Genomic DNA, 26,663 nt, shown 5'->3' on the forward strand with positions numbered 1-26,663 from the left:
GTTGATCGCATGTCGTTAGTTAGGCGTACTATCGGCCCTATGGACGAGCTGACCCAGCGGCGGCGCCTGCTGATCCTGACGATCTGCTGCATGAGCCTGCTCATCGTCAGCCTGGACAACACCGTCCTGAACGTCGCCCTCCCCTCCATGCGCCGCGATCTGCACGCCTCCGTGGCCGGAATGCAGTGGACGATCGACGCGTACACCCTGGTCCTGGCCTCGCTCCTGATGCTGGCCGGCTCCACCGCGGACCGCATCGGCCGCCGCAAGGTCTTCACCGCCGGTGTCGTGCTCTTCACCGCCGGCTCGGTGCTCTGCTCGCTCGCGCCCAGCCTCGGCTGGCTGATCGCCTTCCGGATGATCCAGGCCGTCGGCGGCTCGATGCTCAATCCGGTCGCCATGTCGATCATCACCAACACCTTCACCGAACCGCGCGAGCGCGCCCGCGCCATCGGCGTCTGGGGCGCCGTCGTCGGCATCTCCATGGCCGCGGGCCCGCTGATCGGCGGCCTGCTCGTGGACTCGGTCGGCTGGCGGTCCATCTTCTGGATCAACCTCCCCGTCGGCCTCCTCGCCCTCGTACTGACCCTGCGCTACATCCCGGAGTCCCGGGCCGACCATCCGCGCCGCCCGGACCCGGTGGGGCAGCTGCTGGTCATGGGGCTGCTCGGCTCGGTCACCTTCGGGATCATCGAAGCCCCCTCCGCCGGACTGGGCTCCCCGCTGATCCTGGGCTGCGCGTGCGTCGCGGTCCTGTCCCTGGCCGGGCTGCTGGCCTACGAGTCACGGCGCGCGGAGCCCCTGATCGACCCGCGGTTCTTCCGCAGCGCCCCCTTCAGCGGGGCCACGGTGATCGCGGTCAGCGCCTTCGCCGCGCTGTCCGGGTTCCTGTTCCTGAACACCCTCTACCTTCAGGACGTACGGGGCCTCGACGCCCTGGACGCCGGCCTGTACATGCTGCCGATGGCGGTCTTCGCCTTCCTCTGCGCCCCCGTGTCGGGACGGCTCGTCGCCACCCGGGGACCGCGGCTGCCGCTGCTGGTCGCGGGCGTGACGATGGGGGCGAGCGGGCTGCTGTTCGCCGCCTTCTCGGCCGAGAGCTCGACGCCGATGCTGTTCTGCGGGTACGTGCTCTTCGGCATCGGGTTCGGCCTGGTGAACGCGCCGATCACCAACACCGCGGTCTCCGGGATGCCGCGCGCCCAGGCCGGCGTGGCCGCGGCGGTGGCCTCCACCAGCCGGCAGACCGGCGGGGCGCTGGGCGTGGCGATCGTGGGCGCGGTCCTGGCCGCGGGGATGGCCGGCGGATCCGGCTCCGCCGCCGCGTTCGTGTCCGCGGCCCGGCCCGCCTGGTGGATCATCACGGTGTGCGGACTGCTCGTCCTGTGCGTGGGCTTCGCCACCAGCGGCGGCTGGGCCCGGGAGACGGCCCTGCGCACGGCCCGCGCCCTGGAGCCGCAGTCCGACCCCGCGCGTACGGGCTCCGCACCGCGGCGCTGAGGCGGGGCGGCGGGGGCGGGACGGCCGTGCGGCTGCCCGCGTGCCGGCCGCCCGCGCCCCTACTCGCCGCAGCTGAAGTCGTCGCTGTGCGAGTCGATCCGGTCCAGGAGGCCGCGCAGCGCTTCCTGGTCCCGGTCCGTGAGCCGGGCGAAGAGTCCGAGCTCCACCGCGTCGAGGGCCGCGTTCGTCTTCGCGAGGGCCGTGGTGCCCGCGTCGGTGATGGCGACGTTGTGGCGGCGGCGGTCGGCCGGGTCCCGGCGGCGCTCGACGAGCCCGTCGCCCTCCAGGTCGTTGAGGATCCCGACGAGCACGCTCGGGTCCACCTCCAGCCGCTCGGCCAGTGCGCGCTGGCCGATGGGGCCGCCCTCCAGGTGCGTGAGGGCCATCGCGTGGCGCGGGGTGAGTCCGGCGGCGCTGAGCGCCTGCTTCATGCGGGTCTGGGTGACCGATCCGTGCCAGGCCAGCAGCATGCCCAGCCGCTGCGGCGGGTGCGTGGGGTCCTGAGGCGCCGTCATGTCCACATCGTAACAACCGAGAAATAATTGCGCTTCATCGATCGTTGATGGTATTCAATGATTCCACATCGCCGATCGTTGGAGTCCACCATGTTCATCGCCTATGCCGTCGTCGCCGGACTGCTCGCGCTCGCCCTCGCCGGGTCCGCGACCTTCACGTTTCAGCGCAGCCCCGCGATCACGGAGAACATGACGAAGGTCGGGGTGCCCGAATCCTGGCTCCCCCGACTCGCCGCCCTGAAGGCGGCCGGCGCGATCGGCCTGGTCGCGGGCCTGTGGCTGGCCCCGCTGGGCATAGCCGCCGCCGTCGGTGTGGTCCTCTACTTCATCGGCGCGATCGTCTTCCACCTGCGCGCGAAGGACTACGCCTTCGCCCCCGCGGCCGTTCTCGCCCTGGTCGCGGCGGCCGCCCTGATCCTGCGCGTGGTGGCCTGATCCTGCGCGTGGTGGCCCGACGGTCGCCCGCCGCGACTCCCGCCCCGGATTCCTGGACGATTGCTCTCCGCGCAGATAGTCTGCGCGGAGAGCATCTACTTGGAGGCCCCCATGTGGGAGTACGAGCACGCCGTCGAGACCACCGCCGCACCCGAGGCGATCTGGGCCCTGTGGGCCGATGTCGAGAACTGGGGCGCCTGGAACGCCGACATCGAGAAGATCGAGCTCCGGGGCGCCTTCGCGGCGGGCGCGGAGATCACCATGACCCCGGCCGGCCAGGACCCGGTGGAACTGCTCGTCGCCGAGGCCGCCGAGGGCGAGATGTTCGTCGACGAGGCACACTTCGCCGGCCTGGTCCTGCGGACCACCCACCGGATCGACCGGCTCGGCCCGGAGCTCAGCCGGGTGGTGTACCGGATGGAGATCAGCGGCGAGAGCGCGGCCGAAGCGGGCCCGCAGATCGGCCCGGCCGTCACGGCCGACTGGCCCGAGACCATGGCCGCACTGGTGCGGACGGCCCGGGGCTGATGGCCCTGACACCCGGCGAGAGCCCCGGTTTCCTGCTCTGGCACGCCACCCTGCGCTGGCAGCGGGGCATCGCCGCGGCGCTGGGCCCCCTGGGCCTGACCCACGTGCAGTTCGTCCTCCTCGCCTGCGCCTGGTGGCTCAACGAGCAGGGCGAGCACCCCAACCAGCAGGCCCTCGCACGCCAGGCGGGCACCGACGTGAAGATGACCTCCCAGGTGGTGCGCACCCTGGAACAGAAGGGGCTGCTCGCGCGCGAGGTCGATCCGGCGGACACCCGCGCCAAGCGGCTGCGCGTCACGGCGGCCGGGGCCGAGCTGGCCCCGCGGGCCATCGCCGCCGTCGAAGGAGTGGACGAGGAGTTCTTCCGGCCGATCCCGCGCGGGGACGCCGTCACCCTGCTGAGCCGCCTGGCCCACCCCGAGTCCTGACGCCGCCCCTCCCCCACCCAGCCCCGTCCGCCTTGCGGGCGGGGCCTCCTCGCACGAACGAGTGACAGATATTGAAATCTGTCAGCCGTCATGCCATTCTCGTTCCATGACGAAGAACCAGAGCACCTCGGCGAGCACCTCACAGACCGGCACCCGCACCCTCGGCAGCACCGGCCCCACCGTCTTCCCCCTGGGGCTGGGCTGCATGGGAATGTCCGCCCTCTACGGCGAGGCCGACCGGGCGGAGTCCCTCGCCACCATCCACGCCGCCCTCGACGCCGGGGTGACCCTGCTCGACACCGGCGACTTCTACGGCATGGGGCACAACGAGCTCCTCATCAACGAAGCCCTGCGCACCGCCCCCGCCGCGGCCCGCGAGAAGGCGCTGACCAGCGTGAAGTTCGGCGCCCTGCGCACGGTCGAGGGCGGCTTCACCGGGTACGACGGGCGGCCGGAGGCCGTCAAGAACTTCCTGGCCTATTCGCTCCAGCGGCTCGGCCGGGACCACATCGACGTCTACCGCATCGCCCGCGTGGACCCCGACGTGCCGATCGAGGAGACCGTCGGCGCGATCGCCGAGGCCGTCACGGCCGGGCACGTCCGGCACATCGGACTCTCCGAGGTCGGCGCGGACACCCTGCGCCGGGCCGCGGCCGTGGCTCCGATCGCCGACCTCCAGATCGAGTACTCCCTGATCTCGCGCGGAATCGAGGAGGAGATCCTGCCGACCGCCCGCGAGCTCGGCATCGGCATCACGGCGTACGGCGTGCTGTCCCGCGGCCTGATCAGCGGCCACTTCACCCGCGACCGCGCACTGGCTCCGGGCGACTTCCGCGGGATGAGCCCGCGCTTCCAGGGCGACAACCTCGACCGGAACCTCGACCTGGTCGACGCCCTGCGCAAGGTCGCCGACGAGAAGGGCGTCAGCGTCGCCCAGACCGCCATCGCCTGGGTGCTCTCGCGGGGCGAGGACATCGTGCCGCTGGTCGGCGCCCGCAGCCGGGACCGGCTCGGCGAGGCACTGGGCGCCCTTCAGGTCTCCCTGACCCCCGCCGACCTCGCCGCCATCGAGGACGCGGTCCCGGCCGGTGCGGCCGCGGGCGATCGGTACCCCGCTGCCCAGATGGCCCACCTGGACAGCGAGCACTGATCCGGCTGTACGGTCGTACTCATGCCACCCGCAGCCGCCGAGCCCCTCACCCCCGAGCGCATCCTCGAAACCACTGAGGAGGTGCTGCGCCGCTTCGGCCCGACCAAGGCGACCGTGGTGGACGTGGCGCGGGCCCTGGGCGTCAGCCACGGCAGCGTGTACCGGCACTTCCCGTCGAAGGCCGCACTGCGCGAGGCCGTCACGGACCGCTGGCTCGCCAAGAGCGTGGTCATGCTGGAGGAGATCGCCTCGGCGCCGGCCGAGCCGGCCCCTTCCAAGCTGGAGTCGTGGCTGGAGGCCCTGTTCGAGGCCAAGCGCCACAAGGCGGGCGACGACCCGGAGCTGTTCGCGACGTACATCGTGCTGCTCGGCGAGAGCAGCGGCGTGGTGGAGCACCACATCACCGAGCTGATCGGGCAGCTGTCCCGGATCATCGGCGAGGGGGTCGCGGCGGGCTCCCTCAGCGCGCCCGACGTACCGGCCGCGGCGCGCGCGGTGTTCGACGCCACCGGCCGCTTCCACGATCCGCAGTACGCGGCGGACTGGCTGGAGCCGACCATCACCGCCGAGTTCGAGGCGGTCACCGCCCTGGTCGTCCGGGGCCTGCGCGCCTGACGCCCGGAAGCGGCTAGTCCGGACAGCTTGATCATCATTTGGGGCGGCGAGCCCTTGCCGTGCGGCTCCCCTGTTCCTACGTTCCCCCTTACCGCACACCATCAGGTCTGTTCCAGGGGGAACCTTGTCCACTCAGCAAGAACCGGCAGCGCGGTCCGGGCCGCCGGCCAGATCCGGATCGGCCGCCGCCATCGGCTGGATCCTGACCATCGCGTTCAACGTGGTCGCGCCCATCCTCACGTACAACATGCTGACCGACCGGGGCTGGAGCGAGTTCGCCGCGCTCCTGGTCAGCGGCGTCTGGCCGGTGGTCGACTCCGCCGTCCACCTCGCCTGGCGCCGCAAGGTCGACGAGTTCGCCGTGGTCACCCTGGTCTTCCTGGTGATCACCGCTCTCGTCGCGCTGATCGGCACGCACTCGGCGCGCGCCCTGCTCATCAAGGACTCGGGGGTGACGGGTCTGTTCGGCGCGCTCTGCGTCGCCACCCTGTTCACTCCCCGGCCGCTGATGTTCTACTTCGGCCGCAAATTCGGGACCGACGGGACCAAGGAGGGCGTCGCGTACTTCAACGGGCTCTGGCAGTACCCCGACTTCCGCAAGGCGATGCGGCGGATGACCACCGTCTGGGGCGTCGCGTACCTGGTGGAGGCCGCACTGCGGGTGGTGCTGGCGTACGCGCTGAGCGTCGACACGATGGTCTGGGTCAGCCCCCTCCTGATCTACGGCTTCCTGATCTCGCTGATCTTCTGGACCATCCGCTTCTCGAAGCGGAGCCAGGTCGAGGGCCAGGCCAGGGCCGCTGCCGCCGCGGCGGCGGCAGCCTCCGATGCCGGCAGTCCCGCACCGGCGTAACCGGCCCGGAAGACGGCAGTGGCCCGGTGCGCATCGCGCACCGGGCCACTGCCGCATCCGCGGCGGAACCTAGCAGCCGAGCAGGCGGCTGCCGAGGTAGCTCTGGATCTGGTCCAGGGAGACGCGCTCCTGCTTCATGGTGTCGCGCTCGCGCACGGTCACCGCGTTGTCGTCGAGGGTGTCGAAGTCGACGGTGACGCAGAACGGCGTGCCGATCTCGTCCTGACGGCGGTAGCGGCGGCCGATGGCGCCCGCGTCGTCGAACTCGATGTTCCAGTGCTTGCGCAGGTCGGCGGCGAGGCCCTTGGCCTTCGGCGACAGCTGCGCGTTGCGGGACAGCGGCAGGACGGCGACCTTGACCGGAGCCAGGCGCGGGTCGAAGCGCATCACGGTGCGCTTCTCCATGACGCCCTTGGCGTTCGGGGCCTCGTCCTCGTTGAACGCGTCGAGCATGAAGGCGAGCATGGCGCGGTTGACGCCGGCGGCCGGCTCGATGACGTACGGGGTGTACTTCTCCTTGGTCTCCTGGTCGAAGTACACGAGCTCCGAGCCGGAGGCCGCCGAGTGGGCCTTGAGGTCGAAGTCGGTGCGGTTGGCCACGCCTTCGAGCTCGGAGAACTCATTGCCACCGAAGTTGAAGCGGTACTCGATGTCGGCGGTGCGCTTCGAGTAGTGGGACAGCTTCTCCTTCGGGTGGTCGTACCAGCGGATGTTCTCCTCGCGGATGCCGAGGTCGCGGTACCAGTTCCACCGCTCCTGCATCCAGTACTCCTGCCACTGCTCGTCCTCGCCCGGCTTGACGAAGAACTCCATCTCCATCTGCTCGAACTCGCGGGTGCGGAAGATGAAGTTGCCGGGGGTGATCTCGTTGCGGAAGGACTTGCCCATCTGCGCGATGCCGAAGGGGGGCTTCTTGCGCGAGGTGGTCATCACGTGGGCGAAGTTGGTGAAGATGCCCTGGGCGGTCTCGGGGCGCAGGTACGCCTTGGAGCCGGTGTCCTGGGTCGGGCCGAGGTGGGTCTCCAGCATGCCGGAGAACTGCTTGGGCTCGGTGAACTGGCCCTTCACGCCGCAGTTGGGGCAGTTGATGTCGGCGAGACCGTTGGCGGGCACGCGGCCGTGCTTGGCCTCGTACGCCTCTTCCAGGTGGTCGGCGCGGTGGCGCTTGTGACAGGAGGTGCACTCGGTCAGCGGGTCCGAGAAGGTGCCGACGTGACCGGAGGCCACCCAGACCTCGGGAGCCAGGATCACGGAGGAGTCGAGGCCGACGATGTCCTCACGCCCGGTGACCATCGCCTTCCACCACTGGCGCTTGATGTTCTCCTTGAGCTCGACACCGAGCGGACCGTAATCCCAGGCAGCCCGAGAGCCGCCGTAGATGTCACTGCACGGGAAAACGAAGCCACGGCGCTTGCTCAGGCTGACGATGGTTTCGATCTTGTCGGCGGCCACGGTGCTCTCTTCATTTACGAGGACGAACGGCGAAGCCTCAAGGTTACCGGCGCCCGCACCCCCCCTTTCAAATCGGGACCCCCCTCCACGGGCTCTCCGTACCCCTCCCACCAGGGTTTTTGACAATCGTTTCCATCTTTGATGAAAATGGATGTCATGAACGTACGACGCCTCATACCCACCGCCGCCCTCGCCGGAGCCGTTGCCCTCGCCGCCACGGCCCTCACCGCCTGCTCGGGTACGGCCGGAGCCGCCGGATCCAAGGACGGCAAGCTCGACGTGATGGCGTCGTTCTATCCGATGCAGTTCCTCGCCGAGCAGATCGGCAAGGACCACGTGAAGGTGGAGACCCTCACCAAGCCCGGGGTCGAGCCGCACGACCTGGAGATCACCCCGAAGCAGACCGCGCAGCTCGGCGAGGCCGATGTCGTCCTCTACCTCAAGACGCTGCAGCCCGCCGTCGACAAGGCCGTCGCCCAGTCCGGCGTGAAGAACGTCATCGACGCCGCCACCCTCACCAAGCTGGAGGTGCACGGCGCCTCCGAGCACGGCGAGGCGGGTCACGAGCACACCGAGGGCGACGAGCACGCCGGTGAGCACGCCGAAGGCGACGGCCACAACCACGGCGAAGCCGGCGAGGACCCGCACGTGTGGCTCGACCCGGTCAAGTACGCGGAGATCGCCAAGGGCGTCGGCGCGGCCCTCACGAAGTCCGACCCCGACCACGCGGCGGACTACAAGAAGAACACCGACGACCTCGTCGCCAAACTGGGCACCCTCGACACCGAGTTCAAGGACGGCCTGAAGAACACGGCCTCCAAGACCTTCATCACCACCCACTCCGCCTTCGGCTACCTCGCCGAGCGCTACGGCCTCGACCAGGAGGGCATCTCCGGCGTCGACCCCGAGTCCGAGCCCAGCCCGGCCCGGATGAAGGAGCTCCAGACCCTCGCGAAGCAGGACAATGTCTCGACGGTGTTCTTCGAGACCCTGGCCAGCGACAAGACCGCCAAGACCCTCGCCAAGGACACCGGCCTGAAGACCGACGTCCTGGATCCCCTGGAGGGAATCTCCGACAAGTCCCAGGGCGCTGACTACTTCGAGGTCATGCGGGCCAACCTGAAGAACCTCCAGAAGGCACTCGGCAGCAAGTAATGGCGACAGCAGTAGCGGCATCGGAGGCGCGAGCCATGGAGTCCACGCCCACACAGGCCCTGGACCAGCCCGTCATATCCCTGCGCGGGGCCGCGGCCTCGCTCGGCTCGCGCCCCGTGCTGCGCGGCATCGACCTCACCGTGCGCAGCGGTGAGGTCGTCGCCCTGCTCGGCGCCAACGGCTCCGGCAAGTCCACGGCCGTCCGCGCCGTGGTCGGCCAGGTCCCGCTGAGCGACGGCGCCCTGTCCCTCTTCGGCACCGACTTCAAGCGGTTCCGCGACTGGTCGCGCATCGGCTACGTGCCCCAACGCACCACCGCCGCCAGCGGTGTCCCCGCCACCGTCCGCGAGGTCGTCTCCGCCGGCCGGCTCGCCCGGACCCGCTTCGGGTTCCTGCGCAAGGCCGACAGGGACGCCGTGGACCGCGCGCTGGACCTGGTCGACATGGGCTCCCACGCCGACGCCTCCGTGAACGCCCTCTCCGGCGGCCAGCACCAGCGGGTGCTCATCGCCCGCGCGCTCGCCGGCGAACCGGAACTGCTGATCATGGACGAGCCGATGGCCGGTGTGGACCTGGCCAACCAGGAGGTCCTGGCGAACGCCCTGCGCACCCAGGTCGCCGCCGGCACCACGGTGCTGCTGGTCCTGCACGAGCTGGGCCCGCTGGAGCCGCTCATCGACCGCGCCGTCGTCCTGCGCGACGGCTGCGTCACGCACGACGGCCCGCCCCCGGAGGCCCTGGGCCAGCACGCGCTGCCCGGCCACGACCACGTACACCCGCACTCCGCGCACGACGCCGAGCCCCTCCGGACGGGACTGCTGAGCTGATGGACCTCCTCGACTACGCCTTCATGCAGCGGGCCCTGATCGCCGCCGCCCTCGTCGGCATCACGGCCCCCGCGATCGGCACGTACCTGGTGCAGCGCCGGCAGGCCATCATGGGCGACGGCATCGGGCACGTGGCCATGACCGGTGTCGCACTCGGCTTCCTGCTCAACACCAGCCCGGTCTGGATGGCCACCCTGGTCGCCGTCATCGGCGCGGTCGGCATGGAGCTGATCCGCTCCCGCGGCAAGACCAGCGGGGACATCGCGCTCGCCATGCTCTTCTACGGCGGCATGGCCGGCGGCGTCATGATCATCAATCTGGCTCCGGGCGGCTCCACGGCCAACCTGACCAGCTACCTGTTCGGGTCCATCACGACCGTCTCGGCCGAGGACACCATCACCGCCACGGTCCTCGCCGTGTTCGTCATCGCGGTCACCGTCGGCCTGCGCCGCCAGCTGTTCGCGGTCTGCCAGGACGAGGAGTTCGCCCGGGTCACCGGCCTGCCGGTGCGCTTCCTGAACCTGCTGATGGCGGTCACGGCCGCCGTCACCGTGACCGTCGCGATGCGCATCGTCGGCCTGCTGCTGGTCAGCGCGATGATGGTGATCCCCGTCGCCGCCGCCCAGCGCGTCACCCGGGGCTTCACCGCCACCCTCGGCCTGGCCATGCTGATCGGCGTCCTGGTCTCGCTCTCCGGAACGGCCGCGACCTACTACGTCAACGCGCCCTCCGGGGGTGCCATCGTGCTGCTCGCCATCGCCGTGTTCATCGTCATGTCGGCGGTGTCCACCCCCCTGGCCCGGCGCCGGGCCAGGGCCGCCCGCGCCGCCGAGGAAGTCTGTACGCGGGACGACGTAAAGGTGTGAAGGGTTCGGGCAGTCGGCCGCCTGGCACAATGGGCCGCACCCGAGACGAGGAGGAACCGGTGGCGACTGCGCCTGGCGAGATGAACACCGCGCCAGTACGAGGACGATCCACCCGACAGCGGGCCGCCGTCGCGGCGGCGCTGGACGAGGTGGACGAGTTCCGCAGCGCCCAGGAACTCCACGACATGCTCAAGCACCGTGGCGATTCCGTGGGCCTGACCACCGTCTACCGCACCCTGCAGTCCCTCGCGGACGCCGGCGAGGTCGACGTGCTGCGCACCAGTGACGGCGAGTCCGTCTACCGGCGCTGCTCCACCGGGGACCACCACCACCACCTGGTCTGCCGCAAGTGCGGCAAGGCCGTCGAGGTGGAGGGCCCGGCGGTGGAGAAGTGGGCGGAGAGCATCGCCGCCGAGCACGGCTTCGTGAACGTCGCCCACACGGTGGAGATCTTCGGCACCTGCGCGGACTGCGCGGCGGCGGGCGCCTAGAGCCTGCGCAGGTTCCGGCCCAGGATCGCCCGCAGCCGGTCGAGATCGGCCGGCACCAGGGCTGCCCGCTTCGGCAGCCAGGCCAGGTCCCCGTTGCCGTGGACGAAGACGAACAGGTTCCGGGTCTCGGTCCAGCCGGTGTACCGGGCCCACGCGTACACGGCCGCCGTCCCGTCGGGCCGGTGGTTGCGCACCTCCCGCTCGGCGATCACGCACCGGTACTCGGGGTGCTTCGAGGCCCAGCGGTACATCCGGCGGGCCAGCCGCCACAGGTCCAGGCAGAGGCAGGCTGCGCCCAGGACCACCCCCACCCCGGCGGCGAAGGCCAGGCCGGCCGGGTCCGTCCCCCGACCGTGCTGGACCACGATCAGCGTGAGCGGCGCCAAGGGGACCAGTACCAGCCACACCAGCAGTTGCACGCGCCCCCCGGGCGCCCTGACGGCGCGCCAGCGCAGCACTTCCCGTACATCGCGGCGGGCTGCGGAGTAGTACAGCTCCACCGCCTGGTCGGTCGTGTCCATGACGGCGGAGCCTAGCGGCAGGCTCAGCCGGCGGATCCCTCGCCCTGGTTCGGGACGGCGCCGCCGAAGCGGCGGTCGCGCTGGGCGTACTCGTAGCAGGCCGCCCACAGGTCGCGGCGGTCGAAGTCGGGCCACAGGGTGTCCTGGAACACCATCTCGGCGTACGCGCTCTGCCAGATCAGGTAGTTGGAGGTGCGCTGCTCGCCGCTCGGGCGCAGGAAGAGGTCCACGTCCGGCATGTCCGGGTAGTAGATGTACTTCGCGAAGGTCTTCTCGTTGACTTTCGACGGGTCCAGCTTCCCCGCCGCCACGTCGCGCGCGATCGCCTGCGCCGCGTCCGCGATCTCGGCGCGGCCGCCGTAGTTGACGCAGAAGTAGAGGGTCATCGCGTCGTTGTCGACGGTCTGCTCCTGTGCGACCTGGAGCTCCTGGACGACCGACTTCCACATCTTCGGCATGCGGCCGACCCAGCGGATGCGGATGCCCAGCTCGTTCATCTCGTCGCGGCGGCGCCGGATGACGTCGCGGTTGAAGTTCATGAGGAAGCGCACCTCGTCGGGCGAGCGCTTCCAGTTCTCCGTCGAGAAGGCGTACAGGGAGAGGTTCTTGACGCCCATCTCCAGGCAGCCCTTGAGCACGTCGAGTACGACGCCCTCGCCCACCTTGTGGCCCTCGGTGCGCGGCAGCCCGCGCTCCTTGGCCCAGCGGCCGTTGCCGTCCATGACGATCGCGACGTGGTTCGGGACGAGCTCGCCGGGGATCTTCGGCGGACGCTCACCGGAGGGGTGCGGCTCGGGAACCTTGTACTCGCGGCGAGAGCGCCCCAGAATCCCGCGTCGTGCCATGTGCCCAGCTCCTATTTCTCGACGTACCGAAGCGAGCGTAGCCCGCGCTCCAGATGCCAGTGCAAGTAGGCCGAGACCAGCCCGCTGCCCTCCCGCACGTGACGCGCCTCGCACGCGTCGGCATGCCCCCAGTCACCCGTCAGCAGCGCGCTGAGCAGGGCGATGGCCTCCGACGAGGGTACGACGCTGCCGGGGACGCGGCAGTCGCCGCATATGACTCCGCCCGCGGCGACGGAGAAGTGCCGGTTGGGGCCGTGGATCCCGCACTTCGCGCAGTCGTCGAAGCTGGGCGCGTAGCCGTTGACGGCGAGGGAGCGCAGCAGGAAGGCGTCGAGGATGAGGTGGGGGGCGTGTTCGCCGCGCGAGAGGGTGCGCAGGGCGCCGACGAGCAGCAGGTACTGCTGTACGGCGGGCTCGCCCTCGTGGTCGGTGAACCGCTCGGCGGTCTCCAGCATCGCGGTGCCGGCGGTGTAGCGGGCGTAGTCGGTGACGATGCCGTTGCCGTACGGGGCGATGATCTGGGTCTGCGTGCAGAGCGGCAGACTGCGGCCGATCAGTTCCCCGCTGCGCGAGAAGAACTGCACGTCGGCGTGGGAGAAAGGTTCCAGCCCGGCGCCGAACTTGGACTTGGTGCGCCGCACGCCGCGGGCGACGGCCCGGACCCGGCCGTGGCCCCGGGTCAGGAGCGTGATGATGCGGTCCGCCTCACCCAGCTTCTGGGTGCGCAGCACGATGCCGTCGTCGCGGAACAGACTCATGGACTCCATTGTCCCGTACGCCACCGACAGGACGGCCTCCCCGGATGGGAGCGGCCCCCGGACAGCCGCGCCCCCCTGACAGCAGCGATCCCCGCCGGGCACGAGGCCCGGCGGGGGACACCCCTTGGGAGGATCAGGCGGTCGGTGCCGGGGCGGGCTCGCCCTCGCCCGACTGGGCCGGGATGGCTGCCGTCGGCTCGTCGCCGTCCGCCGCCGGAGCGTCGGACGCGGGGGCGGCGGCCAGCAGGGGGTCGGCCGGCGGGGCGTCGTGCGCACCGTCCTTGCCCAGACCGTTGAAGATCAGGTTCAGGACGATCGCGGCCGTGGCACCGAGCGTCACACCGCTGTTGAGGAGCGAGGAGAGGTCCGCGTCCATGTGGTCCTTGAAGAGGACCGGGACGGTGGCGGGGAGCAGCGCGAAGGCCAGGGAGACGCCCACGACGAGCGCGTTCTTCTCCTCCTTGAGGTCGACCTTGGCGAGGGTCTGGATGCCCGCCAGGGCCACCATCGCGAACATCACGGTCGCGGCGCCGCCGAGCACTCCGTGCGGAACGGCGGCGACGATCGCGGCGGCCTTGGGGATCATGCCGAGCACGATCATGAAGACGCCCGCGGCGACCACGACGAAGCGGCTCTTGACCTTCGTCATGCGGACCAGGCCGACGTTCTCGGCGAAGGCCACGTACGGGAAGGAGTTCAGGACACCGCCGAGGGCGGTCGCGGCACCGTCGGCACGCAGGGCGCGGGCCACGGTCTCGCTGTCGATGTCCTTGCCGACGATGTCACCGACGGCGTAGGTGTCACCGGTGGTCTCGACCATGGTGATCAGCATGACGATGAGCATCAGCACGATCGGGAACCACTCGAACTTCGGCGCACCGTAGTAGAACGGCGTGGTGATGCCGATCCAGTCGGAGTTGCCGACGTTGCCGAACTTGGCGTCGCCGAGCAGGAAGGCGACGGCGGTGCCGCCGACCAGGCCGAGCAGGATCGAGATGCTGTTGAGGAACGGCTTGCCGAGCTTCATCAGGATCAGGATGAAGAGCATCGTGCCGCCGGCGTAGGCGAAGTGCTTCGGATCACCGAAGTCGGGGCTGCCGAGGCCGCCCGCGGCGTCGTTCAGGCCGACCGGGATCAGCACGATGCCGAGGACGGTGATCACCGTGCCGGTGACGACCGGCGGGAAGAGCCGCATGATCGTGCGGAAGGCCTTGGGGGGGCAGCCAGGCGAAGGCGAAGGTGGCGATGCCGGCCGTGATGACCGCGCCGTAGATGACGAGCAGGCCCGCCGTCCCGCCGCCCGCTCCGAGACCGATGGCGATCATCGGGGACACCGCGGTGAAGGTGACGCCCTGGATCAGGGGCAGCCGTGCGCCGACCCTGCCGATGCCCCATGCCTGGATGATCGAGGCGATACCGCAGGTGAAGAGGTCGGCATTGATCAGGTAGACCAGCTGCTCGGTGGAGAGCCCGAGGGCGCCACCGACGATGATCGGAACGATCACCGCACCGGCGTAGAACGCGAGTACGTGCTGGAAGCCGTACAGCGCGAGCTTGGGGAGGGGGAGCACCTCGTCGACCGGGTGCGTGCTCTGCTTTCCGGTGGCGGAAAGCGGTGCGGCGACACGTGCCATCTCTGCCTTGCCCTTCAATGAGGTAGGTAACTGAGAGGAAGCTGAAGGAGCTGCTCGTCCCTGGCCGAAGTGGGTCGTTAGCCCGTTGATCCGGCAGGGTCGTCGTTGCGTCCACGTGAATCGAAGCTCCGCGGTGTTACCGGCGGCGTCTCCTCGTGTGACCGGAATTGAACGCCTGTGGGGCCGCTCACAGATATCGTCGACTTCTACAAAATGTTGACGCGGGGGCGCGCTCGATCTGGAGGTTTCTCCAGTGGTGGAGACCCCCGGCGTCGACTATGGCCAACGCTTTACGGAATCACCGCTTCCCGCTGCGCGAACGCGAAGGCCGCTCCAGTTGACCTGCGGGTCAGTCCTCCGCAGCCCGTTCGGCCACGCAAAGAAGAAGGCCCCGCTCCGGCCGTCCACCTGGTGGAAACACCCCGTACTGATGACACGCCTCCGCGGTTCACGGCACGCGGAAGGATCTCCCCCATCGGGCCGTGAGGCCCGATCGTTACCTCAGAATGTGCCGCTTTCGACCACACCTTGAGACGCGGCCGCGTCCGAAACCACCGGCGCGGTTGCCGTGGCGGCGCAGCAGAGCCCCTACGGGTACCCGTAGGGGCTCTGCTGCGACCCGTACGGGGCCCTCTACGGCGCCCGGACCGCCGACAGCAGCCGTGCGACCTCGTCCGCGTCGATCCGCAGCGCCGCGCCCACGGTCGCCAGCACCTCGCGCTCCGCGGGGATGTACGGGCCGTCGGCCAGGGCCACGCGCGCGCCCTGCAGCAGGATCGATTCGCGGCCCGGGCCGGCCAGGTGCGGGGCCAGCGGCTCCAGGGCCTCGTGCAGCTCGATCGAGAGCGCGGCGCCGTAGCAGTCGGGGCCGTCGTAGAGCCCGAGCCTGCCCTCCTCGGCGGCCAGCCCCTCGACCAGGGACTCCAACTGCTCCTCGGAGCAGTCCTGGAACCCGGCGGACCGTACGGCGCCCACGGCGGCCTCCAGCGCGCTGCGCGAGGCCGTTCCGCCGGCGGCCAGCACGGCCAGGGTCACGGTGTGCACGGCGTCGCGCAGCAGCGCGGAGAAGCGGGTGGTGGTGAGGTGGTCCAGGACCTCGGTGCCGAAGCGCTCGCGGCAGCCCTGGCACTCGACGACGGGACCCGCCTGCCCGCGGGGCAGCACCGGCACCCCGAGGACGGTGAACCGGCGGCGCCCCGTGCGCCGGCGGTAGTTGCGGTCGCCACCGCAGTCGGGGCAGAAGAACTCCCCGTCCCCCACGGTGCTCCAGGTGGTGCGGATACCCCAGACCGTCAGCTTCCGGCCGTCCCCACCCCGAACTGGCAGCACGTCGCACCTCCGTAACCTTCCGGCAACATCGCCGGGTTGGCGTGATGTTAGCCACATCGGTGAGGATGCGTCAGTCGTGTGACAAGACAACATCGCCCGTCCCCCATACTTGGCCGATCTGCGCCCCTGCCCCCATCCGGCCCCGCACCCGGCCCCACCTGCGCGCCCTTGGCCCACGGCCGCCCCCGGCTTCCCTACCCTCGGCCGCATGAACGAGAAGTCTTGTCTGGTGACCGGAGCCGCGAGCGGCATCGGCCGGGCGACGGCCCTGCTGCTGGCCCGCTCCGGCGCCCGGGTGACCGCGTCCGACGTCAACGGCCCCGGCCTGGACGCCTTGCGCGCCCAGCTGGCCGGCGAGGGCCACGAGGTCACCGTGGTGACCGGTGACGTGTCCGATCCACGGTCCAACCGCGCGATGGTGGAGGCCGCGACCGGCGCGTACGGACGGCTCGACGTCGCCGTCGCGAACGCCGGAGTGCTCCCTCTTTCGGATGTACGGGAGACCAGCCCCGAGGACTGGGACCGCGTCATGGCCATCGACGGCCGGGGCATGTTCCTGACCTGCAAGTACGCCATCGAGGCGATGCTCCTGCAGCCGCGGCCCGGCGGGGCGCTGGTCTGCGTGTCCTCGATCTCGGGGGTGGCCGGGCAGGCGCGCCAGGCCGCTTACGGGCCGGCGAAGTTCGTGGCCTCGGGGCTGACCAAGCACCTCGCGGTGGAGTGGGCGGCGCGGGGGATCCGGGTCAACGCCGTGGCACCCGGGACCATCCGTACGGAGCGGGTGCTGGCGCTGACGGACGAGCCGGGCGGGCCCGAGTACCTGGAGGAGATCGCCGCGGCTCACCCGATGGGCCGGCTCGGCGAACCGGAGGAGGTGGCCCGCGCCATCGCCTTCCTGACGTCGGACGCGGCCTCGTTCGTGACGGGCGCCATCCTGCCGGTGGACGGCGGCTACCTGGCGCGCTGAGGCCCCCGGAAACGGCGGAACCCCGCCCCTCCGGAAGGGAGGAGCGGGGTTCCGTCACGTACCTACGGTTCAGCGGCCCGCGCGGTTGACGGCGGAGATGACCGCCTTCAGGGAGGCGCGGGTGGTGTTCGCGTCGATGCCGATGCCCCACAGGACGCGGCCGTCGATCGCGCACTCGATGTACGAGGCGGCGACGGCGGAGGCGCCCTCGCTCATCGTGTGCTCGGTGTAGTCCAGCAGGCGGGCGTCGATGCCGATGCCGGCCAGGGCGTCGAAGAAGGCCGAGATGGGACCGTTGCCGGTGCCGTCCAGCACGGTCTCCGCGCCGTCCACGACCGCCTCGACGGTCAGCGTGTCGGTGCCGTCCTTGTCGGTGGTGGTCTGGCCGGAGCGCAGCTGGACGCGTCCCCACGGGTTCTCGGGGTTGGGCAGGTACTCGTCCTGGAAGACGTTCCAGATCGCGGTCGGGGTGACCTCGCCGCCCTCGGAGTCGGTCTTGGCCTGGATGATCCGCGAGAACTCGATCTGCATGCGGCGCGGCAGGTCCAGCTTGTGGTCGTTCTTCAGGACGTACGCGATGCCGCCCTTGCCGGACTGCGAGTTGACCCGGATGACCGCCTCGTAGGAGCGGCCGACGTCCTTCGGGTCGATGGGCAGGTACGGGACCGCCCACTCGATGTCGTCGACGGTGACGCCCTTGGCGGCCGCGTCGGCCTCCATGGCGTCGAAGCCCTTCTTGATGGCGTCCTGGTGGGAGCCGGAGAAGGCGGTGTAGACGAGGTCGCCCGCATAGGGGTGGCGCGGGTGGACTTCCATCTGGTTGCAGTACTCGCTGGTGCGACGGATCTCGTCGATCTGCGAGAAGTCGATCTGCGGGTCGATGCCCTGCGAGAACAGGTTCATGCCCAGCGTGATCAGGTCGACGTTGCCGGTGCGCTCGCCCTGCCCGAACAGGCAGCCCTCGATGCGGTCGGCGCCGGCCATCAGGGCCAGCTCGGCGGCCGCCACGGCGGTGCCGCGGTCGTTGTGCGGGTGCACGGAGATGCAGATGTGCTCGCGGCGGGTCAGGTTGCGGGCCATCCACTCGAAGCGGTCCGCGTGGGTGGAGGGCGTCGAGCGCTCCACGGTGGCGGGCAGGTTCAGGATGATCTCGCGGCCCTCGGACGGCTGCCACACGTCACAGACGGCCTCGCAGACCTCCAGGGCGAAGTCCAGCTCGGTGTCCGTGAAGATCTCCGGGCTGTACTGGTAGCCGAAGACGGTGTCGTCGCCCAGCAGCTTGTCCGCGTACTCCATGACCAGGCGGGTGCCGTCGACGGCGATCTGCTTGATCTGCTCCTTCGAGCCGCGGAAGACGACCCGGCGGAAGGTGGGCGCGGTCGCGTTGTACAGGTGCACGGTGGCGCGCTTGGCGCCGACCAGCGACTCCACGGTCCGCTCGATCAGGTCCTCGCGGGCCTGGGTCAGTACGGAGATGGTCACGTCGTCCGGGATCGCGCCCTCTTCGATGATGGAGCGCACGAAGTTGAAGTCGGTCTCACCGGAGGACGGGAAGCCGACCTCGATCTCCTTGTAGCCCATGCGCACCAGCAGGTCGAACATCTCGCGCTTGCGGGCGGGGGTCATCGGGTCGATCAGCGACTGGTTGCCGTCGCGCAGGTCCGTGGACAGCCAGCGGGGCGCCTTGGTGACGCGGGCCTCGGGCCAGGTGCGGTCGGGGATGTCCACCTGCTCGTACGAGCCGTACTTGTGGATGGGCATCCCGGAGGGCTTCTGGGTGTGGGTCGCGTTCGTGATGGGCGTGGGGCGACCGACAAAAGTGTGCTGGCTCATGACGTAGGGCTCCTCGCGTGTCCGCGTGTAGTTCGCTGGGACGGCCGACGGACGGTCGCAAAACCGCAACACCAAACTCCGCGGGGAGGGGGTCGGCCTACGACTACAGGCCCTCGCCGCGGCAGCTAAGGAGAAGCAGCCCGAAACGCATGATGGGCCGAGCCTAACCGAGCCGCCCCGTAATGCGGGACCTGTTTCAGTATGCAAGACCCGCAGGTCCGTTTTGCACCCTTTGTGAGCTAAGCCTCTTTCGGTGCGGCAGGGTCGGTCCGATCCCCCAATGAGCATCACATTCGTACATACGATCACATGATCACTGATTGCGACGATGCGCACACGGAATGCGAGCGATGGGAAGTGCGGGCCACTGCCTCCGCCACCGTGAGGCCGGTGGTGAAGGTCAAGCCACTGCCCACGCCCGCAGAGGCGTGGGCGCTCGCGGTGACCGCACCACACCCAGCGATGTGCCGTAACGCAAGCCCGTCGCCCCGCGACGGGCATGTGACACGACCGAATGAATCATGGTTGCACCTAGTGACATCGAGGTGACCCGCTGCCACATTGCCGGGCATGGATGCCTTCTTCGCCCCCCGCCACCCCGTCTTCTGCACCGTGGTGCCGCCGCACCTCCTGGACAAGATCGCCCGGTCCGAGGACCCCGCCCGGGCCGCCGCCGCCCGGCGGACCCTCGAGCTGGACGCCTCCCACCGGGTGCGGCGGCTGATGGCGGTGCTCCCGCCCGCCGGGGAAACACCGTCCGAGAACCCCGAGCGGACCATCTACGACGCCCAGCACCGGACCCGGCTGCCCGGGACGAAGGTGCGCGGCGAGGGTGAGGACGCCGGCCAGGACGCCAGCGTCAACCGCGCCTACGCCGGGCTCGGGGCCACCTTCGAGCTCTTCTTCAAGGCCTTCGGCCGCCACTCCATCGACGACGCCGGCCTGCCGCTGAACGCCAGCGTCCATTACGACCGGCTGTACAACAACGCCTTCTGGGACGGCAGCCAGATGGTGTTCGGCGACGGCGACGGCGACCTCTTCCTCGACTTCACCGTCTCCGTGGACGTCATCGGGCACGAACTGGCCCACGGCGTCACCCAGCACACCGCCGATCTGGAGTACTACGGCCAGTCCGGCGCGCTCAACGAGTCCATGTCCGATGTCTTCGGCTCCCTCATCAAGCAGTACTCCCTGGACCAGACGGCCGGGGACGCCGACTGGCTGATCGGTGCCGGGCTGCTCGGGCCCTCCGTGGACAGCGGATTCGCCCTGCGGTCGATGAAGGCGCCCGGGACGGCGTACGAGGACGACGAGCTCGGCAAGGACCCGCAGCCCGCGACGATGGACGACTACGTCCGCACCTCCCGCGACAACGGCGGGGTGCACATCAACTCCGGCATCCCCAACCACGCCTTCTACCTCGTGGCCACCGAGCTCGGCGGCAAGGCCTGGGAGCGGGCCGGGCGGATCTGGTACGACACCCTGACCGGCGGGGAGCTGGGCCCGAAGGCGGACTTCGCCCGGTTCGCCGCCCTGACGACCGCCGCGGCCGTCACCCGGTACGGCGACGGCGGCGCGGAACACCAGGCGCTGCAGAAGGCGTGGTCGGCGGTCGGCTTGGGTTAGCGGACGCCGGGTAGAAGGGCGGTCATGCGGATTCAGGTGGTGCGGACGGGCGGCTTCGCGGGGATCGAGCGGCGGGGCGAGGTGGACACCTCGTGCCTGCCCGACGCGGACGAGTGGCAGGCGCTGGCCCAGCTGGCCCTGCGGCCCGTTCCGCCGGGGGATCCGGCGGACCGAGTCCGGGACGGATTCTCGTACCGGATCACGGTGGACGGGCGGACGGTGCTCTGCCAGGAGCCGAACCTGTCGGAGGCCCAGCGCTCGCTGATCTCGCGCGTGCTGAAAGAAGGTGCCTGATCGCGGTGTCCTTGCTTGGATGGCCGGATGATCACCCCTTCCGACCACCTGCCCGAGCTTGAGCGCTACTACGACGCGGCCCCCCGGGCCGGCGGGGCGCGGGCCGAGGACTTCGGCCCGCTGACCCTGTTCGTCCAGGAGGGCGAGGGCTGGCCCTACTACGCGCGGCCCGCCCTCGGCGGCGCCCGCGCCGAGGGCGTCTCGGTGGCCGACATGGAGCGGGTGCTGGCCCGGCAGCGGGAGCTGAAGGTACCCGAGGCCTTCGAGTGGGTGGCCGAAACCACCCCCTCCCTACGGGCCGCCGCGGAGGCGGCCGGGCTGACCGTGCACGCGCATCCGCTGATGGTGCTCGACCCCGCGGCGGTACGGCTCCCCGCGCATCCGGACGTACGCGTACTCGGCGCGGCCGACCCGCTGCTACGCCCGGCCGTGACGGTGCCGATGCTGGCCTTCGCCGCTCCCGGCACGGCCGTGGGCGAGGCGGGCCCGGCTGAACTGGCGATCGCGGAGCGGGACCCGGCCTCGGAGGGCCGCCGGATCCGGGTCGCCGGGATGATCGAGTCGGGCCGCACCGCCCTGGCGGCGGCCGTGCGCGACGGCGCGGTCCTGTGCTCCGGCCAGTACATCCCGGTCGGCGACGTCGCCGAGGTGGTCGGTGTCGGCACCCTCCCCTCGGCCCGCCGCCAGGGCCTGGCCCTCGCGGTGACGGCCGCCCTGGTCGCCGACGCCCTGGACCGCGGAGCCCGCACGGTCTTCCTCTCGGCGGGCGACGAGGACGTGGCCCGCCTCTACGCCCGCCTCGGCTTCCGCTCCGCGGGCACGGCCCTGATCGCGGACCGGCCGCTGTGATCCGCCGGCTGCTGGTCCGCGGCCTCACGCGGCCGCGGGGCCCGGCCCCGGGAAGGTCCGCCGCTCCCCCGCCGCCGGACCACCCGCCGCTGACCGGGGCCGAGGTGGACCGGGCGGAGACGGAGCTCGGCGTCCGCTTCCCGTCCGCGTACCGCTCGTACCTCCTCGACGTGAGCGCGGGCGGCCCGCTGCACCGGCTGGAGCGGGGCCCGGACGGCTGGTGGTGGGCGGGGAACCAGGACACGCGGCGCGATCTGCTGCCCCTGCCCTTCCCGCACCCCGATTCCTACGTCGAGGCGGATGCGGCGCTGTGGGAGCGGTGGCCGCGCGAGGAGGACTTCCCCGACGAGGCCGCCTGCCGGGCGGCCCGGCAGGCCTGGAACGAGACCGAGGGCGACGAGTTCGAGGACCGCAAGACGGCCGGCGCCGTGGTGCTGCGGGACAACGGCTGCGGCTTCGCCACGCTGCTCGCGCTGACGGGGCCGCTGGCCGGCACCGTGTGGTGGGACGGCCGGGCCACCTGCGGGCTGATCGTGCCGCTGTCCCTGGACCACCCGGGCGGCGGGGCGCCGCTGACCTTCGGGCAGTGGCGGGAGCGCGGCCTGGGCGACCTCTCTGACCTGCTGCCCCCGGACTGGGGGCGTCCCGCGCAATTCTGAGGCTGTTGTTTTGCGGGAACGGCAAGGTCGCTTGGCCGGGGCGGAGGTCGGGGCGGAGCATCGGAGGCGCGGGCACCCGTACCCGTATCGACCGGAAAGAGACCGAAATGGCGCACGCGCACGACCAGACCCCCCACGCCCCCTCCCCCGAGACCGACTTCGCGGGCGAGGAGTTCTGGGACTCCCGCTACCGCGAGAGCCACAGGATCTGGAGCGGCGACGCCAACGCCGTACTGGCCCGGGAGGCCGCCCAGCTCACTCCCGGCAGGGCCCTGGACCTGGGCTGTGGAGAGGGCGGCGACGCCGTGTGGCTCGCGCGGCAGGGGTGGCACGTGACGGGGACGGATATCTCCGGGGTCGCCCTGGAGCGGGCCGCGGTCCACGCCGCCGAGGCCGGGGTCGCGGACCGCACCGCCTGGGAGCGGCACGACCTCGCGGAGTCCTTCCCGGCGGGCGCGTACGACCTGGTCTCCGCGTGCTTCCTGCACACCTTCGGGGAGTTCCCGCGCGACCGGATCCTGCGCCGGGCCGCCGCGGCCGTGGCCCCCGGCGGGATCCTGCTCGTCGTCGGGCACGCGGGCTGGGCGTCCTGGCAGGAGGACCGCCCGGAGGTGGACTTCCCGACCCCGGACGATGTCCTCGCCCAGCTGGAACTGGAGGCCGGTGCCTGGGAGGTCCTGCTGGCGGAGGAACACGTACGGGCCCAGAACCAGCCTGACGGCCGGCCCGGGACCCGTACGGACAATGCGGTGAAGGTGCGCCGGCTTCCGTAGAAGCCTGCTGCTAGAACCCCAGCTTGCGCAGCTGCTTGGGGTCGCGCTGCCAGTCCTTGGCGACCTTCACGTGCAGGTCGAGGAAGACCGGGGTGCCGAGCAGCGCCTCGATGTGCTTGCGCGACTTCATCCCGACCTCCTTCAGGCGGGCGCCCTTCGGGCCGATGATGATGCCCTTCTGGCTCGGCCGCTCGATGTAGAGGTTGGCGTGGATGTCCAGCAGCGGGCGGTCCGCCGGGCGGTTCTCCCGGGGGATCATCTCCTCGACGACCACGGCGATGGAGTGCGGGAGCTCGTCCCGTACGCCCTCCAGCGCGGCCTCGCGGATCAGCTCCGCCACCATCACCATCTCGGGCTCGTCGGTGAGGTCGCCCTCCGGGTACAGCGGCGGGCTCTTGGGCAGCATCGGCGCGATCAGGTCCGCCAGCAGCTGGACCTGGGTGTCGCCGACCGCCGAGACGGGAACGATCTCGGCCCACTCGAAGCCGAGCTCCTCGGCGAGCTGGTGCACGGCGATGAGCTGCTCGCCCACCACCTTGGACTCGACGAGGTCGGTCTTGGTGATGATCGCGATCTTGGGGGTCTTCTTGATCCCCGCGAGCTCCTTGACGATGAACTTGTCACCGGGGCCGAGCTTCTGGTCCGCGGGCAGGCAGAAGCCGATCACGTCGACCTCGGACCAGGTCGCGCGCACGACGTCGTTGAGGCGCTCGCCGAGCAGGGTGCGCGGCTTGTGGAGGCCGGGCGTGTCGACCAGGACGAGCTGGGCGTCGGGACGGTGCACGATGCCGCGGACCGTGTGGCGGGTGGTCTGCGGCCGGTTGGAGGTGATCGCGACCTTGGTACCCACGAGCGCGTTGGTCAGGGTCGACTTCCCCGCGTTGGGACGGCCGACGAAGCATGCGAAGCCCGCACGGTGCGGGCTGGTGGTCTCGGGGGAACGATCGCTCATACGGGCCATTCTCCCCGATGCGGCTCCCAGCGCCGACCAGGCCGCCGCGACGAGGGCCGATGCGGCCGCCAGCAGGCCGTTCAGGGCGGGGTGCGCGGCGTGTCCGGTGGTGGCCTCGGCCGCCGTGCCGTCGGCCCGGGCCACCACCGCGACCTGGGCCCATTCCAGGGCGGGCGGGTCCGCCCACCGCGCGGTGAGCCGGACCCGCTGGCCGGGCAGCAGCTCGGCGGGCAGGCCGGTCAGGGGGCGGGAGAGCAGTCCCCGGCCCAGCGCCCCGGAGGCGGTCAGGGTGGCGCGGGGGCGCAGGGTGACGTTGCCGAGGTTGTGGAGCGTGTACGAGACCTCCGCGCCGGCCGCGCCGCGACGGACGGTGCGGAGTTCCTCGACGGCCAGGGCGGGGGCGGTGGGACCGGTCACCCGGAGGTAGACGCGGGCGGCGACGGCCTGCTGGATCCCTATCCCCTGAGTGGCGGCGCCCGGCCGGTCCTCCAGGGCGACGACGGCTCCGGGGTGGTCCCCGGGTTCGGCCCGGTCGGGGACGGTGAGGGTGAAGCCGACGTCGACGGCCGTCTTCGCCGGGACGGTGATCCGCTCCCGCGCCAGCGCCGTCCAGGCACCCGTGGCGGTGCGCGGCTCCTCGGGCCCGCGCAGGGCGAAGCCGCCGTCTCGGGCGGTGTTGTAGGCGTCGGCGGCGTAGAGGCGGAAGGTGCGGGGGCGGTCGGTGCGGTTGGCGATGGTCACGGAGTCGGTGACGCGCTGGCCGGGGGCGGCGGCGAGGTAGAAGTACGGGCGCTGCCCGAGGGTGTTGGCGGCGGGCAGCACGGACCACTGCCCGTTGTCGGCGGCCCTGGCCGTCCCGGCCCCGCCGAGCAGGATCCCGAGCCCCACGAGCAGGGCGGCGACCGCCACCCCGACCGGACGGCGCCATGCGTGCGGGGCCGGGGCCCGGGCCGGGGCCAGGGCCTGCGCGGCTTGCGCGCCTGCGGGGCGGTGGTGGCGTGCATGTGCGGGGAGGCCCCGGGGGGTTCCTCTCCCCGCCCCGCCCTTCCCCTGTTCCCCGGGCTGCGCCCGGACCCCCCTGGGGCTCCGCCCCAGACCCCGCTCCTCAAACGCCGGAGGGGCTGGATGTGGCCGGGCTGGATGTGGCCGACGCCGGCGAAAATTCAGCCCCTCCGGCGTTTGAGGAGCTGGGGTCCGGGGGCTGGCCCCCGGGAACGGGTCCGGGGCGGAGCCCCGGGGAACGGGCGAAGGGCGGGTAGGGGACTTCGCACCGCGCAGCGGCACACGGGGGGCTGCGGCGAGGCCGGGCCCGGTCACGACAACGTCAGCGTCAGCACCGCCGTGTACGCACCCGGCGGGGTGTACGGGGGCACCTGGAGGGTGACGCCCGCGTCGACGGTGAAGGTGCCGCCCACGAGCGCCGCGTCACCGGTGGAGGCCAGCACCGCGCCATCGGGCCCGACGGTGCCCGCGCTGCCCGGCGCACACACGCTGGGGCTGCCGGCCGCGGCCACGCACGTCGGGGTCCAGCTCAGGGAGGCGCCCGGGATCCGGAGCCCGCCGGCGCCCGTGAAATCGGTGACCTTGCCGATCAGGGACCACCCGGCCGGCCCGCCGCGGGCGTCCTTGACGGTGACGGTGCCGATCCGGCCGGCCGCCGCGCCCCCGTCCCCGTACGGGACCGCGGCCAGGGTCACCGCGTCGCCCTGCTGGGTCATGCCGAGCTCGCCCGGCTCCACGACCGCCGTCACCGTCTGGCTGCCCGGCGGCAGCGGGGCGGCGACGATCACCGTGTACGCGGCCGGGCCGGATCCGAGCTCCGGGGTCCAGGCGGCGCCCTCGTACGCCACGACGGCGGTGGTCGCCCGGTCCGTGACCGGCAGCTCCGCGAGGACCACGCCGAGCTCGTCGGCCTTGGCGATGACCCGGTCGGCGGTCTCCGCCGTGCCCGCCCGGCCCGCCACGGTCACCTCCGCGCCGGGGAGGAAGCCGGCTCCGGTGACCTTGACCTTGGCGCCCGGGCCGCCCGCGGCCGTGCCGAGCGCGACGGCGCGCACGTTGGCCGCCGGCAGCGGGCTCGCGGTGATCCGCTGCGCCACCGGGGCTCCGCCGGGGAGCGGCGCCGGCAGCGGCAGCGCCCCCGGCGACGACGGGGCCGACGGGACCGCAGACGCGGACGCCGATGCCGAAGCCGAGGCCGACACAGAAGGCCGCGGATCCGGATCCGGCCCCGCCTCCCCGCCCCCGGCGACCGCGCACACGGTGTCGAGTTCGAGGAGGTGACCGGTGTGCAAGGTGTAGCCGCCCGGGGCCAGGGTGATCTCGCCGGGAGCGGTGACGGTGAAGGTGCCGGTCATGGTGACGGCGGGCAGCGCCCCGCCCACCTCGACGGGGTCGTTGCGCTTGGCTCCGACGACGGTGACCTCGCCCTGCTGTGCGCCTCCGAGGACGATCCGCCCCGTCGGGGTGAGGACGTCACCGGGCAGCGCGACGGCGAGCGGGTTCACGGCGGGGGTCCGGGCCACCTGGTAGGTGACGGTGACGGTGTCGCCCACGCGCGGCGTCAGGTCGTCCACGGTGACCCGGGCGGTGGTGGGCCCGTCGGCCGGTGGCAGTCCGGCCTCCTGGGGCGGCAGGCAGTGCGTCGGGAACTCGACCTGCCCGGGCGGCGTCTCCCCCTCCGCGGCCGCGGGTGCGCTCAGCGCGCCCCCGGTCGCCGCGGCCAGTACCGCCATGCCGACGGCCGCCGACCATCCTCTGTGCCGCGCCGTTATTCGCGCCGAAGTCCGCACCGACCGCCCCCTGGGA

General features: G+C 71.4%; 28 protein-coding genes and 1 pseudogene. 17 read left to right on the forward strand and 12 right to left on the reverse strand.

What is annotated here, in order from left to right; genetic code table 11:
- The first annotated feature begins 39 nt into the window (after window positions 1-39).
- Window positions 40-1,500, forward strand: a complete 1,461-nt coding sequence (locus OG435_RS16075) for an MFS transporter (protein ID WP_266877535.1) — start codon at window positions 40-42, stop codon at window positions 1,498-1,500.
- A 59-nt stretch (window positions 1,501-1,559) separates the two neighbouring features.
- On the opposite strand, the gene OG435_RS16080 is transcribed toward OG435_RS16075, so the two are convergent.
- Complete coding sequence (locus OG435_RS16080) at window positions 1,560-2,015, reverse strand: MarR family winged helix-turn-helix transcriptional regulator (protein ID WP_266877536.1); 456 nt, start codon at window positions 2,013-2,015, stop codon at window positions 1,560-1,562.
- Window positions 2,016-2,105: 90 nt separating this feature from the next.
- On the opposite strand from OG435_RS16080, the gene OG435_RS16085 reads away from it, so the two are divergent.
- From OG435_RS16085 to OG435_RS16110, 6 genes are all read left to right on the forward strand, one after another.
- The gene (locus tag OG435_RS16085; protein WP_266877537.1) at window positions 2,106-2,450 is read left to right on the forward strand and encodes a DoxX family protein; all 345 of its coding nucleotides are present in this window, start codon (window positions 2,106-2,108) and stop codon (window positions 2,448-2,450) included.
- A 111-nt stretch (window positions 2,451-2,561) separates the two neighbouring features.
- On the forward strand, window positions 2,562-2,978 hold the full coding sequence (locus OG435_RS16090) for a polyketide cyclase (RefSeq protein WP_266877538.1): 417 nt from the start codon (window positions 2,562-2,564) through the stop codon (window positions 2,976-2,978).
- Entirely contained in the window at window positions 2,978-3,406 is a 429-nt protein-coding gene (locus OG435_RS16095) for a MarR family winged helix-turn-helix transcriptional regulator (protein ID WP_266877539.1), read from the forward strand. The genes OG435_RS16090 and OG435_RS16095 overlap by 1 nt, the downstream gene beginning before the upstream one ends.
- A 106-nt stretch (window positions 3,407-3,512) precedes the next feature.
- On the forward strand, window positions 3,513-4,556 hold the full coding sequence (locus OG435_RS16100) for an aldo/keto reductase (RefSeq protein WP_266877540.1): 1,044 nt from the start codon (window positions 3,513-3,515) through the stop codon (window positions 4,554-4,556).
- Between the two features lie 21 nt (window positions 4,557-4,577).
- Window positions 4,578-5,171, forward strand: coding sequence for a TetR family transcriptional regulator (locus OG435_RS16105; protein ID WP_266877541.1), 594 nt, complete (start codon window positions 4,578-4,580; stop codon window positions 5,169-5,171).
- A gap of 124 nt (window positions 5,172-5,295) precedes the next feature.
- Window positions 5,296-6,024 (forward strand): VC0807 family protein, encoded by a 729-nt coding sequence (locus OG435_RS16110; protein ID WP_266877542.1) that lies wholly within the window; start codon window positions 5,296-5,298, stop codon window positions 6,022-6,024.
- A gap of 69 nt (window positions 6,025-6,093) precedes the next feature.
- On the opposite strand, the gene OG435_RS16115 is transcribed toward OG435_RS16110, so the two are convergent.
- Window positions 6,094-7,476, reverse strand: a complete 1,383-nt coding sequence (locus OG435_RS16115; protein WP_266877543.1) for a glycine--tRNA ligase — start codon at window positions 7,474-7,476, stop codon at window positions 6,094-6,096.
- A 156-nt stretch (window positions 7,477-7,632) separates the two neighbouring features.
- On the opposite strand from OG435_RS16115, the gene OG435_RS16120 reads away from it, so the two are divergent.
- Genes OG435_RS16120 through OG435_RS16135 form a run of 4 tightly spaced genes read left to right on the forward strand, consistent with a single transcriptional unit; the run spans window position 7,633 to window position 10,815 of the window.
- Window positions 7,633-8,631: a metal ABC transporter substrate-binding protein gene (locus OG435_RS16120; RefSeq protein ID WP_266877544.1), complete on the forward strand. Its 999-nt coding sequence runs from the start codon at window positions 7,633-7,635 to the stop codon at window positions 8,629-8,631.
- Window positions 8,632-8,666: 35 nt separating this feature from the next.
- Complete coding sequence (locus OG435_RS16125; RefSeq protein ID WP_266877545.1) at window positions 8,667-9,458, forward strand: metal ABC transporter ATP-binding protein; 792 nt, start codon at window positions 8,667-8,669, stop codon at window positions 9,456-9,458.
- Complete coding sequence (locus tag OG435_RS16130) at window positions 9,458-10,324, forward strand: metal ABC transporter permease (protein ID WP_266877546.1); 867 nt, start codon at window positions 9,458-9,460, stop codon at window positions 10,322-10,324. Before OG435_RS16125 ends, OG435_RS16130 begins: the two co-directional genes overlap by 1 nt.
- A 59-nt stretch (window positions 10,325-10,383) precedes the next feature.
- Window positions 10,384-10,815 carry a Fur family transcriptional regulator gene (locus OG435_RS16135; protein ID WP_323187833.1) on the forward strand — a complete coding sequence of 144 codons (432 nt, stop codon included), beginning with the start codon at window positions 10,384-10,386 and terminating at the stop codon, window positions 10,813-10,815.
- Here OG435_RS16135 and OG435_RS16140 read toward each other — a convergent pair.
- The 6 genes from OG435_RS16140 to OG435_RS16160 all read right to left on the reverse strand — a co-directional run bounded on the left by OG435_RS16140 (window position 10,812) and on the right by OG435_RS16160 (window position 15,902).
- A complete protein-coding gene (locus OG435_RS16140) occupies window positions 10,812-11,336 on the reverse strand; it encodes a YcxB family protein (RefSeq protein ID WP_266877547.1) in 525 nt (174 codons plus the stop codon). The two genes, OG435_RS16135 and OG435_RS16140, sit on opposite strands and share 4 nt — an antisense overlap.
- 23 nt (window positions 11,337-11,359) lie before the next feature.
- Window positions 11,360-12,181 (reverse strand): isoprenyl transferase, encoded by an 822-nt coding sequence (locus OG435_RS16145; protein WP_266877548.1) that lies wholly within the window; start codon window positions 12,179-12,181, stop codon window positions 11,360-11,362.
- An 11-nt stretch (window positions 12,182-12,192) separates the two neighbouring features.
- On the reverse strand, window positions 12,193-12,939 hold the full coding sequence (gene recO, locus OG435_RS16150; protein WP_266877549.1) for a DNA repair protein RecO: 747 nt from the start codon (window positions 12,937-12,939) through the stop codon (window positions 12,193-12,195).
- A 133-nt stretch (window positions 12,940-13,072) separates the two neighbouring features.
- A complete protein-coding gene (locus OG435_RS16155; RefSeq protein WP_323187834.1) occupies window positions 13,073-14,134 on the reverse strand; it encodes a nucleobase:cation symporter-2 family protein in 1,062 nt (353 codons plus the stop codon).
- Complete coding sequence (locus OG435_RS50120) at window positions 14,019-14,573, reverse strand: solute carrier family 23 protein (RefSeq protein WP_323187835.1); 555 nt, start codon at window positions 14,571-14,573, stop codon at window positions 14,019-14,021. The genes OG435_RS16155 and OG435_RS50120 overlap by 116 nt, the downstream gene beginning before the upstream one ends.
- A 633-nt stretch (window positions 14,574-15,206) precedes the next feature.
- On the reverse strand, window positions 15,207-15,902 hold the full coding sequence (locus OG435_RS16160; RefSeq protein ID WP_266877550.1) for a TerB family tellurite resistance protein: 696 nt from the start codon (window positions 15,900-15,902) through the stop codon (window positions 15,207-15,209).
- Window positions 15,903-16,110: 208 nt separating this feature from the next.
- Here OG435_RS16160 and OG435_RS16165 point away from each other — a divergent pair, with 208 nt between their 5' ends.
- Window positions 16,111-16,869: an SDR family NAD(P)-dependent oxidoreductase gene (locus OG435_RS16165; RefSeq protein ID WP_266877551.1), complete on the forward strand. Its 759-nt coding sequence runs from the start codon at window positions 16,111-16,113 to the stop codon at window positions 16,867-16,869.
- A 69-nt stretch (window positions 16,870-16,938) separates the two neighbouring features.
- Here the strand turns inward: OG435_RS16165 and leuA are convergent, their stop codons facing one another.
- Window positions 16,939-18,702, reverse strand: a complete 1,764-nt coding sequence (gene leuA / locus OG435_RS16170) for a 2-isopropylmalate synthase (RefSeq protein ID WP_266877552.1) — start codon at window positions 18,700-18,702, stop codon at window positions 16,939-16,941.
- Window positions 18,703-19,272: 570 nt separating this feature from the next.
- Between leuA and OG435_RS16175 the strand changes: the two genes are divergently transcribed.
- The 5 genes from OG435_RS16175 to OG435_RS16195 all read left to right on the forward strand — a co-directional run bounded on the left by OG435_RS16175 (window position 19,273) and on the right by OG435_RS16195 (window position 22,903).
- Window positions 19,273-20,328 (forward strand): M4 family metallopeptidase, encoded by a 1,056-nt coding sequence (locus OG435_RS16175; protein ID WP_266877553.1) that lies wholly within the window; start codon window positions 19,273-19,275, stop codon window positions 20,326-20,328.
- A 24-nt stretch (window positions 20,329-20,352) separates the two neighbouring features.
- The gene (locus OG435_RS16180) at window positions 20,353-20,622 is read left to right on the forward strand and encodes a protealysin inhibitor emfourin (protein WP_266877554.1); all 270 of its coding nucleotides are present in this window, start codon (window positions 20,353-20,355) and stop codon (window positions 20,620-20,622) included.
- A 27-nt stretch (window positions 20,623-20,649) separates the two neighbouring features.
- Window positions 20,650-21,471, forward strand: a complete 822-nt coding sequence (locus OG435_RS16185; RefSeq protein ID WP_266877555.1) for a GNAT family N-acetyltransferase — start codon at window positions 20,650-20,652, stop codon at window positions 21,469-21,471.
- On the forward strand, window positions 21,468-22,130 hold the full coding sequence (locus OG435_RS16190) for an SMI1/KNR4 family protein (RefSeq protein ID WP_266877556.1): 663 nt from the start codon (window positions 21,468-21,470) through the stop codon (window positions 22,128-22,130). The genes OG435_RS16185 and OG435_RS16190 overlap by 4 nt, the downstream gene beginning before the upstream one ends.
- A 107-nt stretch (window positions 22,131-22,237) precedes the next feature.
- Entirely contained in the window at window positions 22,238-22,903 is a 666-nt protein-coding gene (locus OG435_RS16195; RefSeq protein WP_266877557.1) for an SAM-dependent methyltransferase, read from the forward strand.
- A 10-nt stretch (window positions 22,904-22,913) separates the two neighbouring features.
- Here the strand turns inward: OG435_RS16195 and era are convergent, their stop codons facing one another.
- From era to OG435_RS16210, 3 genes and pseudogenes are all read right to left on the reverse strand, one after another.
- Window positions 22,914-23,864 (reverse strand): GTPase Era, encoded by a 951-nt coding sequence (gene era / locus OG435_RS16200; protein WP_374213701.1) that lies wholly within the window; start codon window positions 23,862-23,864, stop codon window positions 22,914-22,916.
- A 501-nt stretch (window positions 23,865-24,365) separates the two neighbouring features.
- Window positions 24,366-25,172 (reverse strand): annotated as a pseudogene (locus tag OG435_RS50125) (WxL protein peptidoglycan domain-containing protein); the annotation flags it as partial.
- Window positions 25,169-26,590 carry a beta-xylosidase gene (locus OG435_RS16210; protein WP_266877558.1) on the reverse strand — a complete coding sequence of 474 codons (1,422 nt, stop codon included), beginning with the start codon at window positions 26,588-26,590 and terminating at the stop codon, window positions 25,169-25,171. The gene OG435_RS16210 and the pseudogene OG435_RS50125, both read right to left, overlap by 4 nt.
- Window positions 26,591-26,663: the final 73 nt, after the last annotated feature.

Origin of the sequence: Streptomyces sp. NBC_01264, assembly GCF_026340675.1 — a bacterium.
Lineage (GTDB): Bacteria > Actinomycetota > Actinomycetes > Streptomycetales > Streptomycetaceae > Streptomyces.

Coding starts and splice junctions, on each gene's coding strand:
- OG435_RS16075 (WP_266877535.1), top strand. CDS start 40: ATGGACGAGCTGACCCAGCGGCGGCGCCTGCTGATCCTGACGATCTGC.
- OG435_RS16080 (WP_266877536.1), bottom strand. CDS start 2,015: ATGACGGCGCCTCAGGACCCCACGCACCCGCCGCAGCGGCTGGGCATG.
- OG435_RS16085 (WP_266877537.1), top strand. CDS start 2,106: ATGTTCATCGCCTATGCCGTCGTCGCCGGACTGCTCGCGCTCGCCCTC.
- OG435_RS16090 (WP_266877538.1), top strand. CDS start 2,562: ATGTGGGAGTACGAGCACGCCGTCGAGACCACCGCCGCACCCGAGGCG.
- OG435_RS16095 (WP_266877539.1), top strand. CDS start 2,978: ATGGCCCTGACACCCGGCGAGAGCCCCGGTTTCCTGCTCTGGCACGCC.
- OG435_RS16100 (WP_266877540.1), top strand. CDS start 3,513: ATGACGAAGAACCAGAGCACCTCGGCGAGCACCTCACAGACCGGCACC.
- OG435_RS16105 (WP_266877541.1), top strand. CDS start 4,578: ATGCCACCCGCAGCCGCCGAGCCCCTCACCCCCGAGCGCATCCTCGAA.
- OG435_RS16120 (WP_266877544.1), top strand. CDS start 7,633: ATGAACGTACGACGCCTCATACCCACCGCCGCCCTCGCCGGAGCCGTT.
- OG435_RS16125 (WP_266877545.1), top strand. CDS start 8,667: ATGGAGTCCACGCCCACACAGGCCCTGGACCAGCCCGTCATATCCCTG.
- OG435_RS16130 (WP_266877546.1), top strand. CDS start 9,458: ATGGACCTCCTCGACTACGCCTTCATGCAGCGGGCCCTGATCGCCGCC.
- OG435_RS16140 (WP_266877547.1), bottom strand. CDS start 11,336: ATGGACACGACCGACCAGGCGGTGGAGCTGTACTACTCCGCAGCCCGC.
- OG435_RS16145 (WP_266877548.1), bottom strand. CDS start 12,181: ATGGCACGACGCGGGATTCTGGGGCGCTCTCGCCGCGAGTACAAGGTT.
- recO (WP_266877549.1), bottom strand. CDS start 12,939: ATGAGTCTGTTCCGCGACGACGGCATCGTGCTGCGCACCCAGAAGCTG.
- OG435_RS16155 (WP_323187834.1), bottom strand. CDS start 14,134: ATGCGGCTCTTCCCGCCGGTCGTCACCGGCACGGTGATCACCGTCCTC.
- OG435_RS50120 (WP_323187835.1), bottom strand. CDS start 14,573: ATGGCACGTGTCGCCGCACCGCTTTCCGCCACCGGAAAGCAGAGCACG.
- OG435_RS16165 (WP_266877551.1), top strand. CDS start 16,111: ATGAACGAGAAGTCTTGTCTGGTGACCGGAGCCGCGAGCGGCATCGGC.
- leuA (WP_266877552.1), bottom strand. CDS start 18,702: ATGAGCCAGCACACTTTTGTCGGTCGCCCCACGCCCATCACGAACGCG.
- OG435_RS16175 (WP_266877553.1), top strand. CDS start 19,273: ATGGATGCCTTCTTCGCCCCCCGCCACCCCGTCTTCTGCACCGTGGTG.
- OG435_RS16180 (WP_266877554.1), top strand. CDS start 20,353: ATGCGGATTCAGGTGGTGCGGACGGGCGGCTTCGCGGGGATCGAGCGG.
- OG435_RS16185 (WP_266877555.1), top strand. CDS start 20,650: ATGATCACCCCTTCCGACCACCTGCCCGAGCTTGAGCGCTACTACGAC.
- OG435_RS16195 (WP_266877557.1), top strand. CDS start 22,238: ATGGCGCACGCGCACGACCAGACCCCCCACGCCCCCTCCCCCGAGACC.
- era (WP_374213701.1), bottom strand. CDS start 23,864: ATGGCCCGTATGAGCGATCGTTCCCCCGAGACCACCAGCCCGCACCGT.
- OG435_RS16210 (WP_266877558.1), bottom strand. CDS start 26,590: ATGGCGGTACTGGCCGCGGCGACCGGGGGCGCGCTGAGCGCACCCGCG.